Source organism: Candidatus Cloacimonadota bacterium (assembly GCA_028706475.1).
Lineage (GTDB): Bacteria > Cloacimonadota > Cloacimonadia > Cloacimonadales > Cloacimonadaceae > UBA5456.
Map to the genome: position 1 here is coordinate 1 of JAQWBI010000038.1, position 17,964 is coordinate 17,964.

A 17,964-nucleotide genomic window follows, 5' to 3' on the forward strand; every position below is an offset into this window, starting at 1 on the left:
TTTCTGAGCAACAAATTCTCCCGACAAGCTCCTGCTGTAAAGCGGGAAATTTTTGATCAGAAAAAACGGCTGTTGCTGACCCATGTGTCACTCTTCTGCTGGTGTAAATTTCGGGGATAAGGTCATCTTTTGTCAAATCATCGGAGTCCGAATCTTGTTAAATGCTACGGATGACATAATCAGAGTTCTAAGTAGTGTCATGTCAAGCTTGGAGTGCCACAGCGACCGAAGGGAGCTTTTGAATCATTATTATCTTTCCCTTTGTTCGATCCAGTGCTGAACCTGATATCAAGGTGTTATCATCCTGTGCTCACTCGATGATAACCCGATGATATCTACTTCTCTACACGTTGATACACAGAGTGTGAACCGCAGCTCTGAATCATTCGGCAGATTATCTGCCAAAGTGAAGTATGGCAGCCCAGCAGAAAACGACATTCGTACCTTGACGAGTCAGTAGTAAAGGAAGATACCCTTGGCTTTCTCTTGATTTGTCAGATACCCATCGCTCTATATCAGTGCTGGAAATATTTAGCATTGTACTATCTCCTATGAACATGTTGGGGCCAGTTGTTTTTGTCCCACTTATCCACTGGGATGAAGTTGCCATCTAAATCGCAGGGGGGGCCGGGAGGGAGATTGAGGGTGGAGCGGTATTCTGTGTTGGTTGCGAGGCAGTGGGTCATTTGGTCGTATATTTCCAGTATGCGGAGTTTGGTGCGGTATTTGCCGTATTCCTTTTCATCTTTACGTTTGACGATGGGGAAAGTCTCCATGATGTATTCTACGGCATGACGGGGAGTGGGGAGATAAGAAAGAAGTTCCGGAGTGCCCTGGGTTTGCCAATCCGATTGAGTGCCCAAGTATAGATGGAAATAGAGAGCATCCAATTCACAACGGATTTCGAACCGGCGATCCTCATCCCAGATAAAGGGAGACCCATCATAGCCGCAGTCCTTTGCAAAAGGCTGCAAACTATAGGATGTGTATAATAACTCTAGTACACAAACAGTTAGAGAATTCCCAAGTAGGAGGCAATTAGGTTGGTTAAAAGCAGAAGGTGGTAGAAATGGGAATTGTTTTAGGTATCCATATGTAAGATGGGTACCACCGACACATTGTCTTGAACACCAGTCCAAAACAAACGAGTTCATTAACATTGAGAGTAGAGATGTTTTCGTAGCAGAATCTGAATATCCATGAATCAAGGGCATTGTATGTCCAACTGCTGAATATGGAATCATGCTTGTTATGACTGTTCTTTCATTAGTTGTATTAGTAATATCCCTAAACCCAAGCCAGTACTTTGATGTTTTACCCGCAGCTTTTGTAACTTCATCCTCCAGAACCCAATACCTTGGCAGTGGCTCATAGTCAGGGTCTCTTAGCCTTGCTATAAGCACTTCCGGAAGCTGCGTGGAGTCTGATCCTTCCGGTAAATCTGCGTAGTCGCCAAAGCGGTGATTGAAGTGATGCATCATTTTGGCTTCATACAATGGCAGATAGCGCTTTTCACCTTTCACAAAGTGATTGCCCTGCAGTTCAAAGCCCATATCTTCCAGTTGCTGTTTGGTTTTGAAGAGATGGGAGTCATTGGACATATCAAACATACGCATGAATGATATACTCCAGGGATTGCCATTTTCGGGGTCGTTTTCGTTTATTAGAACCGGAATACGGCGATAGATATACTTGGGTAGCTCTGCATCCTGTTTGCTGCGGAAGATCGGGCAGGTGCGGGTATTGGGATTGATGAGGGCTATGTCTTCTGCACTTAGCTGGAAATGCCGCTCAGAATTGCTTAAATCGGCTATATTGTGGGCAAAGAAAAGGAAGTCTGCTATGCTCTTATCTGAATTAGCTCTTAAACTCAAGCCACGCATGGTCAATAAGCAGAATTTCATACGACTGTCAACTGCTGGGAATATGCCTTCATTGTTCTCAAAATCATAGAGGCTTTTCAGAGAGCCGGTATCAAACAAATCCTGAAAGAAGAATTTTGTCGTATCGTCTGTAGCAATGCCACTTGGTACGATGCAACCACTATTGCCACTAGCTGCAAGAAGAATACGATTTAGTTCAGCAAAGACAGTATATGTATTAAGGTCACCCCTTCCACATAGTGGGAAAAAGCCACCTTCGCGGATAATTAATGATGAGCCTTCGGATTTCCGTTTTTCTGACAAAAACTGCTCGTACAAGGAAGGATTGGTCTGAGGTAAATCTTCTATCATCTTTTTGCGAACTGAAGCATTCAGTGCTTTTGCTATGCTCTCATCTCGTGCAGCAAAGAACTCTTTTCCCTGTAGTTTAACACGTTCCCAGGGAGGGTTACCCAAGATGCAATCAAAGCCGGATTTGGTAAGTGGTGAGTGATCAGTGCTAAGTGGAAAGACGTCAGGGAAGGCGATATGCCAGTGGAAGAACTTGTATTCATCAGCAAGGCGCATGATTTCTTGCCTGAGAGAGAGATCAATATTCTCCGGATCGCTCTTAATACTCTCCATTATGCCGTATGTAATAGGCTCTGGACGCTGAGAATCGCCATCTTTGATCCAAACAAAGGCAGCACACCATGCGTCGTAGATCAGCTTAGTATTCTGATAATCCTGAGACTGAACAAAGTCCGTATAGCTTCGTTCTTTGGCATTAAGCCCGGCCAAATTGTCATCAGCTATATCATTCAGAGCGCTAATGCCGGGTTGTAGTTTCCTCTTGATGAGCCAGTCATCTCTTTCGCTGCTGAAGATATCGATATTTCCCTTGCTTTCTTCTTTGTTCAGCTTTTTGAACGTGGAGCAATAAGCCTTATCGTCTCCGGTAAGAGGGGTAAAGGCAGCATCGGGAATACCTTTCTTTAGTAAAGCCGGGGTGCAACCCAAGAGAGAGTTTCCGCATTGGATATGATGATCCAAGAAGGTTAGGGGTTTGCCGGGTTCGAGAGCTTCCATCCAAAGCGAGATCTTACAGAGTTCCACGGCCATCAGATTCAAATCCACCCCGTAGATGCAGTGACCAATCACGTCTCTGAGGGCATGCTGGATGACAGAAGGTGCAGGCTCATCTTCCCCGGCCCGGATTGAAGCAAGACGCTTGGCAAGCCGATGGGCTGCAGAGATGAGGAAATGTCCGCTTCCGCAGGCGGGATCACAGATTTTGAGAGCAAGCAGAGCTTGCTCGGGTGAGTGGTGAGTGGTAAGCGGTGAGTGGGGGTTGGCTTCGCTGCTGTCGCTTTTCCACTTACTACTTACTACTCTACCAGTTACATCTTTTCCACTTACTGCATCAGCAATTACCGGTTCCAACGCAGAGTCCAAGAGGCAGTTAACCAGAGAAGAAGGCGTATAATAGCTTCCAGTGGTCTTACGTTCCGAACCAGAGACAATGTTGAGTTTGAAATAACCTGCATCCAGATTGATCTCAGGATGCATCTCCAAGAGAGATTCATAGACTGAACCGAGTTCTTCTGGCCCTAGATTACGATAGTTTATGGGTTGGAAGATATTGTTCTTTTGCGTATAGCAGAGGTAGCGGACTGCGACAAGTAATTCACTATTGGCTATCTCACAATTAGCCATTCCTAAAGTAGAAGAAGCTCTAAACAAGAAAGAACCCAAGGCTGGCAGTCCGAGTGCCGGGTTGCCGTCATATAAGCCGTTAAAAAGCAAATTTAGCTGCTGCCAGAGATCAGAATGCCGGGTTCCTCTTTTGTTGCGGGCAAGTTCCCTGATCCGATAGGTGGAATAATACTTGAGATAGGTCTGTTTAACTTTTTCAGAGACATCATTGGGAATTAGCAAGTCCCTATCTTCATCAACAAAGATAAAGAGCAGACGATATACCTGCAGCAAGACCTGATGGTAATAGTCCTGCAGGGTAAGAGCGCTGGAGCGGAGTTTATCCCTGAGTTCAGTATTGGCGGGATGGGAGAGAAAACCAGCACCAAGTGACTCGATGGCAGATTGGACATTATTACGAAGCTCATCCAGGGCACGGACACCGTCTTTGATGGAAGCGTTGTACCATTTTTCCAGCCAGCAGGTTTCAGGGGGCAGAACTCTGCCTGTTTCATCTGTCTTTACTTCCACTCGGGACTGATGGCAAAGCAGATATAGCAAGAAGAAATCGCTGTAGGCAACTCCATCCATCATCGCTTGCAGGTCAAACTCCACATAGGCAGCGCGGGTTAGGGATACATTGTCTCGCAAGATCCGGAGCTTGAGGCCATTGGAAAGGATACCCCAGAGGTGATCATCGCTACGGTTTAGAAACTCCTGCATCAGGGAATGGGGAGAGAATTTTGGTAAGTGGTAAGTGGTAAGTTTGGTAAGTGGTGAGGTGGGACGTTTATCCAGATCCCATCGGAAGCTGACCAGATGAATGGCAACAGGTTCGGATGCCTTGTGACTGATGGGATAGGTTTTGTCCTCAATCTCGATAGACCTTTGAGTCTGTAGCCTTCCATATCCCAACTCCTGGAATAGAGGAAGGAGCCAGCGTTCGCGTGTCTCGGTGGTGCCAATGGCTTCCTCAGAAAGATTATCCACTATGTCACGATAGGTCTGCCAGACACCGATGAGGCGGTTCCAGGAACGGGTTGCAGCTTCACCTAAGCGTTCACTAGGGCTTAAGTGGTAGTCTGTGGATTTAAGACCTTCCAGAGTGGCGTCACCACTAACAATCCTCTGCAGCAGCTCTGCAGGGAGGATGGCTCCTTCGGTGCGGATGGTATTGAAAATACTGCTACGCTTAGGCATGGAGGCTCCTGTTCTTGAGGACATAGACCTTTTTGGGATCTGTTGGACTGGTTTTGACCTCTGTGATAAGCCCCTTATCAATCATTTTGAGTAATCTTGACCTGGCTGTACGCTCTGATACTTCCCACAAATCAGCTGCCTCTTTAGTAAGAATTTCATTTTTCAATTTCAAGTATTCTATCAGATGTACTTCCCATTTATCGAGTTTCAAATCGATTTTCTTGCCAGCATACAGCGTAACTCGGAAGGCAGTACCAATTTCCTCAAATCTTGGAGGCCGTAAATGAGCTGCATCGCATTCTTCAACAATGCGGGCAATACCAGTACCCCATTGTTCGATAAGATTCAGCTCTTTGAAAACTCTTCCGATCACACGATTCCTAAGTTTAGACATTCCTGAAAGTGCTGATTCAACCGACATCCCAAATGGTAATAACCCGGGGTTGGTAATCTCGATTCTGTCATCATAGATGGATATCCTGATGTTCATTCCTTTTATGGAGTAATCGGCATGGACTATCGCATTGATAACGGCTTCACGAATCGCCTTTAAGGGATATTGTGGCAGTTCAGAGCTGTGAATCCCTTCGATACTAAGTCCTACCAATATGTGTTTTCTGATAAACTGGATAACCGATTCCACAGATTCAGGAAGGTTGACATCAATATCTAACTGGTCTATGAAGCGAGTTTTGGAGATACCCTCAAAGCGAGCGCAACGGATAATTGCATCGGGAAAAAATCGTTTTCGGTCAGAGCCAAATAGTAGGACTCCCCCAATAGTAGGAACCACAGTCTTTCCTTGCTCAGTGAAAATCCCCAATGCGAGAAGTGCTTTATTATCAACGGTTCTTGACCTCTTGGAAAACAACTCTGAAGCCACTCTGAAGTCAATCGCTTCAGAGTTGAGGTCGGGACAAGGGAGTTCATCGTAAGCAGTATTTCTCGCCCATCGGCGGATACTTTCTATTGTATCGAGATCTGCTTGTCGATTTGTTGAACCCAATCGTATGTAAACACCTTTCTCCTGACCCTCAGATGCGAGATAAAAGGGAGCAAACGAGTGATGAACACAAATAACGATGACACTCCTCTCCCTATAAGTGATGATGGAAATATCTGGAATCAAAAGAGGTTTGATACTATCAGCAAAAGCGCTTGATAGCCTTTGTTCATCCTTTAGCGGTTCATCTATGCCAACAACCTCTTTATTGTCACTAATACCGATCAGAAGCGTTCCTCCAGAAGTGTTGGCAAATGCTATGACAGTTTTAATGATATTCTTCAGAGAATAGCAGTTTTCCTTGAATTCTAGGGTCTTCCCTTCTTCTTGTTGCAGATAGTTTGTCAGTTCCATAGAGGACTCCCAGTGAAAGTGCTTAACTGATGCTCAAACAAAATCTTTATGGGCTCAATTACCTGCAATATAGGTATTAAAGCATAGTCAAAATTTAACTCGGAACTTACTCGGAAGCGTTTTGCTTCCGAGTTGATTGCAGAGTACAATCTTGTATTCATATCTCGCTACCTCCCCAATTCGCCACTTGGCAAATAAACATAGATGCCAAGCACATCCGGAGGCAGTTCAGGTTTGATGTCGGGTTTTTGCGAACGTTTAAGCAGGACAGCATCGCGCACTCGGAGGTGAGAAGCAAGTAGCTCTGTGGAACGCTTTTGGGCAAAGCTATTTATGATCGGCAGAAGAGATGCATAATTGTCAATTACCCGCTCGATCTGAGCTTGAGCTTGCTGGGGCAGAACATTATCTGAGGGCATAGCACTCAGCAGAGCTTTAGCATCATTTTCTGTAAGCCAGACAGGAGCTTCAGGTGAGCCCGTAAAAGCCACGATCTGGGAGTCCTCCACCAAGCTGCGATATATCTTATCTTCGTAAAGCTGATTGATATGGAAGCGGTACCTAAGTAGTAAAAGGGTAGTCCTGCGCTCTACTGAAGCAGTGCGGATGACTCCTGCACGGCTGGCGATTGAGTGGGTATTTTCACTATCCAAAGCTGTGCTCATCACCAGATCAGCTAAGCCTTCGACTATAGGATGGGTGCGTGAGAGATAGATTTCCTTTTCCTGTACTGGCAGATCGAAACTGACCGTAATTTTATCAGGCAGAATGCCACAGGTTTCTTTTACTAAAGAAGGAACAGGACTAAGATCAATCTGATACGAGTTCTTTGCTTCTCTTATCACAGCATGATAGCGGGTGAAGGTCTGTTTCACGAATTCTTTGATATTTAGTTGTGAGCCGATAGAGTCTCTGATGGAATCAAGCTCCGCTCTGATCTCATCAACTCTGGCGGCAAGACCCATCTGGGAAAACATGGTTTGACTTCGTTTTTCCTTTTCCTTGGCATTCTCCCAAGCATCGTGCAGTTTCTTCTTATCGTCTTTGAAGAATTCATCAAAACCGGCGATCATGAGTTGATCTCCTCTTCCAGACTGTTCCCTGAGTAGAAGACCTTCAAAGATGGCTTCCACCACAGCTTCGGTATCGGCAGGAACAGGCACGGAGATTCCGATGGATGACTTGATCTGCTTGTGTTTACGGAGCAATACATCCAGAACGATGCCATCAATCTGGTTATCCATCCCATAATAGGTAAGCATGCGGACAGTCGAGTGTGGCTGCCCAAAACGATCTACACGGCCTTCTCGCTGTTCATGGCGAGTAGGATTCCAACTGAGGTCATAGTGAATGACAGCATCAAAATGATCCTGTAAGTTAATACCTTCGGAGAGGCAATCCGTACAGACCAGTATTCGAGATGGGAATTTTGCAATTTCTTTTACCCGATCTTCCCGCTCCTCGGGAGGTAACAGACCGGTGATGGGCATTATCTGGATCGACTTGGGCAGCCGTTCTCTGAGTTGCTCTGCAAGGTATTCTGCTGTCTGGATAAAGCGGCAAAAGATGATGGGACTGAAGCCAGCTTTTATCAGGTCTTTGAGGGGTTGGATGAGTCCAAGCATTTTTGCATCCTGGTCTCCGTACAGAGAATCAGCAGCCTTTGCCATCGCCAGCAGTTTTCTGCGACTGAGCATATTCTCATCAGCTTCAGGAGATGAATCGCTGCCGGGCAAAATATCGCTGGCATCGGCAGTATCCTGATCATCAATGTCCATGATCAGGCGTCTGCCCAGTTCATCAGCTTCTGGAACCGATTCTGTTTCCAAAGTGGCACTGCGATTGCGCATGGTAGCGGCTGCCGCGGCAGGGCTGGAAGCAAGTGCACGCAACAGAGCCAAGGCTGACCACCAACGCACCCTTTGCCGATGCTGACTATTCGTCTTGTCAGAGACTATCTCCCGGGCATAATCCAGAGCCTTGCTAAACAAATCACGATATGGCGCAGATAGGTTATAATGCAGCTCCTTAGATTCAGGGGTGGGAAACACAGTCTTTTCCTTCAGGTAATTCTCTATGTCCACCCTACGGCGCTGGATAAAAAACTGAGCTATTCTGCGGCGATACTGCTCGTTTTGTGACCCGGTCAAGTCAGTTGGGAATTCAGCAATATCTTTGTTCAAGATAGTCAGGAGCGAACGGAAAGCGTTTTCGTTACCAGAGTGGGGTGTTGCGGTTACCAAGAGTATATGGCGGTCAGGACTTTGGCTGAGTTTTTTAACCAGATCATAACGTTGATGCCGGCTACTGCTTCCAGTATCATCAAAGCTGGCAGTATGGGCTTCGTCCACGATAATCAGTTCTGGGGCAGTCCGTAGAAATTCGGCTTTGTGACGGTCGCTTTTGATATAGTCTATTGATACCACTGTATGGGGATAGACCTCAAAGATAGATTCATTGGCGCGGCAATTGCGCTCCAATCTACGCACAGTGCTACCCAGCACCAGTTCTGCATCAATATGAAACTTTGTGCTTAGCTCCGTTTGCCATTGCTCTGCCAGATGGGGAGGACAGAGAACACAGAGCCGGGTAATCTCACCCCTGTCTAAGAGTTCTCTGGCGATCAGGCAAGCCTCTATGGTCTTACCAATACCCACATCATCGGCTATAAGTAAACGCACGGGATCGAGCTTGAGAGCCATCATTAGAGGGACTAACTGGTAGGGACGGGGATCAACAGCCAATCTGCCAAAGCATCTGAAAGGTCCGGCACTATTGCGAAATCCTAATCTGAGAGCATCCCGGAGTAATCTGCAGGATTGGAAATCTCCCAATCGAGATGGATCAGGTAAATTGAACGAAGCTGGTTTTACAGGTTCCAAGGAAGTCAGGATTCCGGTTATCTCATCATCGCTTCCGCCTAGAGGTTTGACGATAATCAGTTCATCAGTCGAGTCGGGTAAGACTACCCATTCTCTGCCACGGGCGGTAACCAGAGAGCCGATGGAGTAAGTGGTGTTGGTTGAGTTAGTGAGATGGTCAGATTGCGAGGTAGTAAGTGGGGGGCAGACCATTTACAATTCCTTCGTCAAGATGCTATAAAGGGCGGTGTTTATGTAGTAATTGGTGCGGATAATCTTCTGCTTCTTTAGCAATCCATCTTCACAGAGAGCATCCAGATACTTGGTGGCAGTGTGTCTACTGACCTTGATGTCTTGCATGATAAACTCAATCTTGGTGTAGGGGTGAAAAAAGAGATTATTGATCAAATCCTGTGAATAAAACTTGTACTTTGCCCGGATGAACTGCTTGTAATCCTGAAGGGCTTTGCGGATTTGCATAACCATCAAGATAGTCTGTTTAGATGTTTCTTCCACAGCATCTAGCATGAATAAAATCCAATCTTCCCAGGCAGCATCATCTCTAACCTTTTGGAGGAGACTATAATACCTACCCTTATTTCTAACGATGGATCTGCTGAGATACAAAACTGGGATGTCTAACAAATCCTCCAGCACCAAGTATAGGACATTGATGATGCGTCCGGTGCGTCCATTACCATCGTAAAATGGGTGAATACTCTCGAATTGGTAGTGAATAACAGCCATCTTTATCAAGGGATCAACATCACTAAGGGTGTTATCGTTGATGTAATTTTCGAGATTAGACATTAAGCTAATGATTTCATGAGGGTCTTGCGGAGGAATATAGACGGTCTCACCTGTCTGCTCGTTTCGTAGCTCAGTGCCAGGCAGTTTACGATAACCTGAACGGGTTTTTTCCATTTCTGCCTGGATATCGATGATTTGATTGGAAGTTAGCAATCCGGAACTCTTAACAAGTGAGTACCCTTTTTTTAAGGCAGATACATAGCTGCTGACTTCTTTTGCGGCTGCGCTCAACGCGTATTCTGGGAATATTTCCTCACGAAACAGATCGTCATGAGTAGTAATGATATTCTCTATTGCTGAACTATCCTTAGCTTCCTGAAGCGAAAGGGTATTGATCAGAATTGATTGATTGGGAATTGTGGCGGACACCCCTTTTAGTTCAGCAAGAAACCGGTGAGCGGAAGCTGCTTTCTTGAGGACTGAAGTGGTCTCCAGATCAGTCTCCGGGGGCAAATTCTTAAGAACAAATTTCATAAATACATCCTTGATGCATACAGCGAAAGTATTCTGCCCACATCAACTGGACGTGTCCAATATTTGGGCATTTTCTGTACATATGATAAGGCATATGTCCAAGAAAGCGATTTTTTCTATACATATGGATGGTGGTATGGATAGGAAACTGGCATTTTCTATACATATCGTTAATCAGCTTTAGCGTGAGTTCAAATATTCTGCGCGATTGTCGGGGCAGTGAGACAAGATTGGATGAACTCGGCGAATCCATTGCCTTACTTCTCCCCAAAGATGTTCTCATTAGCAGCGATAATCTCCGGCCAGTCTTTATCATACCGGAATCTGATAACGTGCCAGCCAGTATCCTCCAAATCTTCTTGTATTTTCTTGTCTTTATTCGCTTGATTTGGTGAATCATGGATGGGGCCGTCGATATAGACGGCTACGTATTTATCACTGTAGAGATAATCTGGTCTGGTATGGCATGATTCGATGAGTTCTTGAGCGTGCGTTGGCAGGATGAGTCCACCTTTATAAATATAATCTAACCACTTAAGTTCAAGATCTGAGCCCGCCAATTTCCTAAGCCTCTCATAATGCTCTGCCCGAGAGAATTCACTGGATGAGCGGGACAAGTTTGAACTGAGAAGACTGATAAGTATATCGATAATCGCTTTGCGATCAAGCAACTCATGGTCGGTTTGGTTTGAATAGCTCATCAGACAATCGTAACAGGCAGCTTCGCAGGGCTCCTTCGCGTGTGGTGATTTTAATAGGTCTTCAAACGATATGGGATCAAAGTGGCAGAGTTCTATTGCTTCTTTGATGACACGTTTAAAGCCAGTCACGTCTATAACCCGTTTCAGAACCCCAGCTCCACCTTCTGTAGACTCGTAGAAGAGGATAGACTTTCTATTGTCTCTCGACGGTAACGATTCAGCTGAAAGTTCGTTATCTTCCAATTCAAACACCCTCTGGATGGCATTCTTCAAGGCTGCCTGTAGAGAGGCGAGAATTGTGTCACTCACACTAACCTGAGGCTCAAACAAGAGGCAATTCTTGGTGTCACTTACAAAAGGACGAACTAGTATCTTCGATTTACCCATAGGTGAATCATCATCCCCATCTTCGTCCTGCCTCTTTGCCCAATATCCACGTTCAGTATCCAGCCAGAACCCTTCAGGTTCACCACTTATGCGCTTTCTATAACCCATGTTGATGCGCCAGATCATGGCTGAATCACCATATGTCAGGGTTCCCAAGCACTCATCACCACGCATGATTTTGGCACTTATACAAGATAAGCGACCTGATCGTACAGCATAACGTATGGTAGTACGGATATCGAAACCAAGTTTCAAGCGCTCTTCTTCATCGCAATTGATCTGATCCCTACGTTTGGCTACCACGTTTTGGAGCCTGAATAGGTTAGGAATCGGTGCATCTAATTGGCTGCCACAATGTTCGCATACATTGCACTGAGAGATATATTCCTTAGTTCCATCAGTATGTAAATATCCACATTGAGGGCATAACTTGGCTTCGCTGGTCGCAACATTGTTCTGTTCATCCTGGGCAGGCATGATAACCTGGTGGATGATATAGCGGGAACCTTCATGGTAAACAAATGACCTCGGTCCGAATTCTGTAATAGCCAGGAATCGAGGCCTTGAGAGATACTCATCCTTACCACTCTTTAATCTTCTTCCCGGGATGAAGGCAGACAGAGGTAGGCGGGGGAAATTGTAGCCAGGTAGAAAGCCTTCACTGGCAAAATAACGATAACTATAGAAATCTGATTGAATCGCTCCACTTGAAGTCGTAAGAAGTTCCAATTGGGACTCAGCTTCTCTCCTGAGGCGTTTAGCCTGGTCTTTATCAGATTGTTTTCTTGATGCATCGAGAATGATCTTGTTTTGCACCTCTTGCTGATGGAGAGCAGCTTTATACAATCCACGCCAACGTTCACAGGCCTGTTGAAACTGCAAGGGAAGCTGGCTTAAGGTGTCACTGAGCCAATCCGGAGAATACCAAACAGCCATTTTGATGCTCTCTTCGATGGAGTTTATTATCCTGCTAGCTCTGGTTAAGGCTCGTTGTCTGATCGAAAAATCCAGTAGAGCATTCTGGATATCTGGCAAGAGTTCTAGTGTTGGGGGCTGACCTGAGATATCAATGACTTCAGTAAGGGTGTTTCCCAGTTTCAACTTGGCTTCGGATAGCCAGATAGCATTAATGTGAGAGTGCAGCATGTCTTCATTGGCTAAATCAATCTGAGGGGTTGCAACAGACCCAGAGACCATGTTAACAGGATGTTTGAAGAAATACTGATCATGCGGGCTTCCGGTTGAGCAATACGTGAACACCAATGCAGGTTGACCACTTCTACCGGCACGTCCACTACGCTGTGCATAGTTCGCAGGAGTAGGTGGAACGTTACGCATATTAACCACATTTAGTAGCGATATATCGATACCTAATTCCATAGTGGGGGAGCAGTACAAAATTGGCAGTTTAGCTTCCCGGAAGTCATCTTCTCTGCGTTCCCTTTCATCATAGGATACTTGGGCTGTATGCTCCTTGGAGTATAAACCCCGGGTTGATGCTGCTATGAATTGGTAGAATTCCTTGAAGTACTGGTTTACAGGTTGCCCTTCCATAGAAACAGATGTTTGACGGATGGGATCATAGGCACCCTTTGAACCGTCTCCAGCTTTCCAGATCATCGAATCAGCTACTATCTGGTAGCCTGGCACGTCATCTGTTTTACTATCCCGGACTTTTTCGATAATACCATAGGATAGTAGACCCTGAAGCAGGTTCTCAATAATAGTCCTCGTATCATCCAACGTAAGCTTTTGATCGTAGTTTCTGAAGGTGTTAACTCGCCTAATGAACTGCCCAAAACCGCTTCTGGTTGAAAGATAGGTGTCCCCGCCATAATCTCCTGGCTTTCGCGAACGTGGATAGAGCACCGAGGCATGAGTTAACTGCTTGGTCTGCTCATTCTCATCAAAACCCCAGGGGGGTACAAGACGCTGTTGGCTGTGCTGTAGTATCCGTTCCTGTTCCTGTTGGTCGAGGTAGGATACTTTGATGGCAAGTTCTCTTCTCATCCAATCCAGCATGGCTTTCAGGATGTTTGTCCTGGTTTCCTTATCTGCATTGGCAATAGCAGGATGACAGCTTGCCCATTGATCAGTATCGCCTGCTAACTCATCGATAGAAAGATATTCAATTTCCAAAAGCCCAGTTTGTTCTAGATTCGGAGCGTTTACCCTCCATCCTCTTTTTAGATCGCGATACAGATGATATCCCAGGACGTTTCTCAGGGCACGCTCTGTTTCCGTCTTGGCAAGTCCTTTACCAGCCTCGGGATTAGAGGCATACTCATCAAAACACAAACCTAAGCTCTCAAAGACAAGTTGGGTTAGTTCACTGTGCCTGACACCTTCGTAAGCTTTCCCTGTTAAAGCATGATATAGAGCTCCCCTCAGCAGACCGACCTGGATGAAGTCGTTGAAGTGACCAGACTGCAGTGATGCATCCTGTCGGTTATCCGTAAAGCTCAGAAGCTTACGAGCTTCAGGAGGTAGTTCCATGTTACGGATGTGCCTTACAGCCGATAAGGATAATATGGTGGTGGCAGTGCTTCTGCCTTCTGTACCCAGGGCAGATAACTTGGCGAAGTCACTTCTCTGATTGGCAGCATAAGAGACCATGCAATTGGGGCAAAAACGAAAAGGAGCTTCTAGGAAGAGCATCTGTCTACCTGAGTTTCTAATCTGCCCATCGGGTGTAACCAGCACTGGTTTTGGCAGATATTCTCTCCGATTGTACATGATCTTTCCATCTTGGTCTTTCCATTCCTCGGGTACTTTATCAGCATTCTCTGCTGCATTGTCAGACCATTTATCAGCACCATTTACGTAGAGAAATCCTGCTTCCTGCTCCTCATCAAAGATTCGTTCATTCAGTTCCCTGGGGGCGAACCGCCAAGCTTCCTTCTCCTCATCGAAGACCTTGGTGACAGTATAAAACTCCTGTCCGCAGTGACGGCAAAATGCCAGGGGAAGCAGTATCTTATCTTTATTGCTATTGGGAACGAACAACTGTCTCTGGACTGTAAGGTGCCTAATGTCATTCTCATCAAGAGATGCATACACAGTATCCCCTCTACTGATAAACTGGTGCAGCTTAAAGGCAAAGACGGGAAATCCGTTACTCGGATTAATGGTTTTAAACCCTAACATGAGGGCATGCTGGATCGCACTTTTACAGGTTGATATATCAATCCCCGTAAGCTTACTGAGCTTCTCAGCCCCGCCATCCTTACCGGAGATACACTTTGCCGAAGATCGGTACAATTTTCCTGAAACCGGATCAGTCTCTACTCCGAAGGTAGTCTCTATCCATGAGAAAAATGATTCTTGCTTGATATCTTCAATATCCAGAGTATCTTTTTTTAAAGCGTTTTCTATCGATTCACGTAGCTTGGTGATCACTAATGGATTCGAAAAATCGAACTCCAAGGTTAAGCGTTGTAGAGACTCACCAATCACGTTCTCCGGCTCTACTTTGCTTCCGAAAAGTAGCGATGCGACTCTGGATATTTCCCTGTTCTGTTCCAGGCGGTCACCGGAGCTAGAAAGAGTTGCTGAGGTACCCACATAGATCACTTTCTCAGCCCTTGTAGCATCTATAGTCCTTCTGATCAGCATTGCCACATCAGCACCTTGCCGACCACGGTAGGTGTGCAGTTCATCCAGAACTAAGAACTTGAGGTTTTTACATGCGTTTACTAAGGGAGCTTCATTGGGTCTGGTCAGGATAAGCTCCAGCATAACGTAATTCGTCAGTAAAATATCAGGAGGATTAGCACAAATTTCATGCTTATCCTGTTCGGACTCCTGACCTGTGTATCGCTTGAATGTGACGGGTTTCGTATCAGAACTGAAACCCCAATTTATGAATTTACTGAGTTCCTTTTCCTGACTATTAGCCAGTGCATTCATGGGATAGACTATTATGGCCTTGATGCCTTTCCCGCTGCCGGTCTTTAGAATGTGATTTACTATGGGAATGATGTATGCCAGGCTCTTACCGGAACCGGTACCTGTGGTAAGTATGTAGTTTAGCCCTTGGGCTGCTCGCTTGATAGCCTCTGTCTGATGCCGATGTAACTGCATTTGTTTACCAAAGTCAGTTTCATCTCTCTTGATTCTAAATATTTGCTGGCATAATGGATGCAATATCCCTGATTCTATAAGGTCATCAATGGTATCACCAGTTTCGAAGAAGGGGCTTAATTGAATCAGAGGATCTGGCCAGAGCAAGCCGTCCTTTAACTCAGTAGCCACCATTTCTTTGATCGACTCGTCTTTGATGGTGATAAAGCCTTTGACATATGAGCAGTAGTCTGCAATCAGCTTTTCTCTAAGCTCGAAAACATTCATCAGCTAACCTTCCTAACGCAGCTATATGAACAGAGTGACCGTATAGATGCTATTAGCTTATCCAGAACCTCAGTCATTTCGAATCGACTTTCTGTTGTTTGCGGCTTGCTCCACCAGCCTTCACCCATGCATCAATCTCGGAGATCTTGAATTTAAACAAACGCCCCATCCGATGAACCGGCATTTCGTGTGTTTCTACCCACCTATAAACCGTGTCACTGCTTACGCCCATGTATGAGCAGATCTCTTTAGCAGAGAGCCAACGGTCACTCATCTCATTCATGATCTCTCCTAACATCAATACTTGCAAAGGCATAAGTGCAAGATAGAGGACTTTTTTCACTTCAAACCATTGCTGTTTTATATGTTTCTCAACCTTGCCAATTCGTCAACCGATATTTTCGGGTATCGTCCGCAGTGGTAGTGTATATATTGGGTAAGGGTAAGAAGAGACTGGATCAGCTGAAAATTGGTATTGACATCCGGCACATCACGACAAAAGTGATTACATCCACAATTAATTATGTACCAGGAGTATCTGATGAACAGACCGAAAGTCGTACTCTACGTAGGTGCATCCCTGGATGGCAGAATCACTTTGTCACCAAATGCAACCATGTTTGACAATTACAAACAACCGGAGCTATACAATATGTTGTGCGCCAGCGGAGACTGGGAAAGCTTTTCCAAGCAGATTTGCGAGATCTACAAACCGGATATGTTTTTGGAAGGATGCAACATGCTGGTAGCCGAAACTGACGAATTGATCGAGCTTCCCAAGTTTGAAGGTAATGCGGAGACCTTGTATCAGGATTTTCTTCCGGATGACATTCTGCACCGCCCATCCAGGAAGACATGGACATCCGTGGTGGATGGCAGAGGAAGATTCCGCAATGGCTATACTGCCGAGTGCGATGATCCTGAAACCTACATGATCCACCTCACAACCGAAACTGCACCCCCGGAGTATCTTGCTTTTCTGCGCCAACGCAATCTCCCCTACCTGATCGAAGGAAAAAACCGGGTGGATCTGCCGAAAATGTTTGAAAAAGTGAAGAACCTGCTGAAAGTAGAAACGATTGCCACCAGCTCCGGCGGTCGTTTAAGCGGTGCGTTGATCCGCCATTCTCTGCTGGATGAGATCAATATCATGCTCAATCCGGTCGTGATAGGCGGCTATACGATACCCAGTCTGTTTGATTCTCCAGAGCCAAGATGGCCTGACATCCTGCCTAATAAACTGGAACTAATGGAAGTGAAAAACCTTAGTAGAAACGTACTCTGGCTACGATACAAGGTTATCTATGCATAATTGGGATAGAGGGAAGGTTTATCGTAAACTGATTTGCCGTTGAAGTCCATTCGGTAGTGTATCCGTGCAATCTGCGTGATCTGGTACTTTTTCAAACAGTGTCAAACCAGATGTCTCGCGATTTGGTGTCGCCCACAAGGGGCTTTTGGGGTCGTGTAGCATCCTAACGAGGGGCTTCGCTACGCTACGCACCCTCGCTATGGTCAGTTTCGCCCCTAACGGGGCTTGGGAAATAAAAAACGGCAAGATGCCATTTCCACTTGGTAGTGGCATACACCAAGATTAGTAGCTATTTATTGCGCAATTTCTCCATTGTAGCCTTGGCTTCGGGGGAGACTTTGAACAGGTAGGCATTGGTTTCGCAGGTGCCGATCTCGCATTCAGCGCAGTTATTTAGTCCTTTATCTTTCACGCAATCCCTAATGGGGCATCTTTTGCACCAGATGAAGCGGTTTCCATCGCTCATGCAGCCATCGCAGACAATATCAAATGTAGTAAGTTCGCCATCATAATGCTTGCTCCAACGCTCCGCAATGTCCTGTTTCTTTTCCAGATCATTCGCCTGATGTGCTATATAAGTTTCGCAGGATGCACAGTCCAGACAGCAAGCAGCTAGTAGTTCTTTCATTTATTTCTCCATAAGGCATTTACATAGTATCCAAAGTCTTGTCTATAAGTACCACTATCTTGTACCGCTATCTTGTCAATATTTTTCTGGATTTTCCTGAAATGAGTTGACACTTATATTGTTTGTAAGTTAATCTCATCTGTCAAGACCTATTTTCTTAATCTTGACTACCAATGACTTAGAGTAGGTTCTTGCCCTTTGCCCAGGGGAGGGGCAAGAACCTCGGTTTCCTTCTGGCTTTCCTGATTTTTTCCCCGTGTAACTCATTAATACTGTGCGAGGTACACGTTTTCCTATACTATTGTGGAGATGCTCATAATTATAGCT

General features: G+C 45.5%; 8 protein-coding genes. 1 reads left to right on the forward strand and 7 read right to left on the reverse strand.

The features are described 5' to 3' along the window. Positions 1–542 precede the first annotated feature (542 nt). The 6 genes from PHF32_07060 to PHF32_07085 form a co-directional block, all read right to left on the reverse strand. Entirely contained in the window at positions 543–4,757 is a 4,215-nt protein-coding gene (locus PHF32_07060) for an SAM-dependent DNA methyltransferase (GenBank protein ID MDD4560475.1), read from the reverse strand. Next, the gene (locus PHF32_07065; GenBank protein ID MDD4560476.1) at positions 4,750–6,114 is read right to left on the reverse strand and encodes a helix-turn-helix domain-containing protein; all 1,365 of its coding nucleotides are present in this window, start codon (positions 6,112–6,114) and stop codon (positions 4,750–4,752) included. The genes PHF32_07060 and PHF32_07065 overlap by 8 nt, the downstream gene beginning before the upstream one ends. Before the next feature lie 167 nt (positions 6,115–6,281). Next, entirely contained in the window at positions 6,282–9,188 is a 2,907-nt protein-coding gene (locus PHF32_07070) for a helicase-related protein (GenBank protein MDD4560477.1), read from the reverse strand. Beyond that, entirely contained in the window at positions 9,189–10,259 is a 1,071-nt protein-coding gene (locus PHF32_07075; protein ID MDD4560478.1) for a Fic/DOC family N-terminal domain-containing protein, read from the reverse strand. It abuts the gene before it with no gap. 257 nt (positions 10,260–10,516) lie between these two features. Beyond that, a complete protein-coding gene (locus PHF32_07080; GenBank protein MDD4560479.1) occupies positions 10,517–15,697 on the reverse strand; it encodes a DEAD/DEAH box helicase in 5,181 nt (1,726 codons plus the stop codon). Positions 15,698–15,770: 73 nt separating this feature from the next. Further along, on the reverse strand, positions 15,771–15,980 hold the full coding sequence (locus PHF32_07085) for a helix-turn-helix domain-containing protein (GenBank protein ID MDD4560480.1): 210 nt from the start codon (positions 15,978–15,980) through the stop codon (positions 15,771–15,773). Positions 15,981–16,238: 258 nt separating this feature from the next. Here PHF32_07085 and PHF32_07090 point away from each other — a divergent pair, with 258 nt between their 5' ends. Beyond that, positions 16,239–17,009 (forward strand): dihydrofolate reductase family protein, encoded by a 771-nt coding sequence (locus tag PHF32_07090; GenBank protein ID MDD4560481.1) that lies wholly within the window; start codon positions 16,239–16,241, stop codon positions 17,007–17,009. 289 nt (positions 17,010–17,298) lie between these two features. Here the strand turns inward: PHF32_07090 and PHF32_07095 are convergent, their stop codons facing one another. Beyond that, a complete protein-coding gene (locus tag PHF32_07095) occupies positions 17,299–17,637 on the reverse strand; it encodes a DUF3795 domain-containing protein (protein ID MDD4560482.1) in 339 nt (112 codons plus the stop codon). Positions 17,638–17,964 lie beyond the last annotated feature (327 nt).

Excerpts from the sequence above, each read along its gene's own strand:
- PHF32_07060 (MDD4560475.1), bottom strand. The coding sequence starts at position 4,757 with ATGCCTAAGCGTAGCAGTATTTTCAATACCATCCGCACCGAAGGAGCC.
- PHF32_07075 (MDD4560478.1), bottom strand. The coding sequence starts at position 10,259 with ATGAAATTTGTTCTTAAGAATTTGCCCCCGGAGACTGATCTGGAGACC.
- PHF32_07065 (MDD4560476.1), bottom strand. The coding sequence starts at position 6,114 with ATGGAACTGACAAACTATCTGCAACAAGAAGAAGGGAAGACCCTAGAA.
- PHF32_07070 (MDD4560477.1), bottom strand. The coding sequence starts at position 9,188 with ATGGTCTGCCCCCCACTTACTACCTCGCAATCTGACCATCTCACTAAC.
- PHF32_07080 (MDD4560479.1), bottom strand. The coding sequence starts at position 15,697 with ATGAATGTTTTCGAGCTTAGAGAAAAGCTGATTGCAGACTACTGCTCA.
- PHF32_07095 (MDD4560482.1), bottom strand. The coding sequence starts at position 17,637 with ATGAAAGAACTACTAGCTGCTTGCTGTCTGGACTGTGCATCCTGCGAA.
- PHF32_07090 (MDD4560481.1), top strand. The coding sequence starts at position 16,239 with ATGAACAGACCGAAAGTCGTACTCTACGTAGGTGCATCCCTGGATGGC.
- PHF32_07085 (MDD4560480.1), bottom strand. The coding sequence starts at position 15,980 with ATGAATGAGATGAGTGACCGTTGGCTCTCTGCTAAAGAGATCTGCTCA.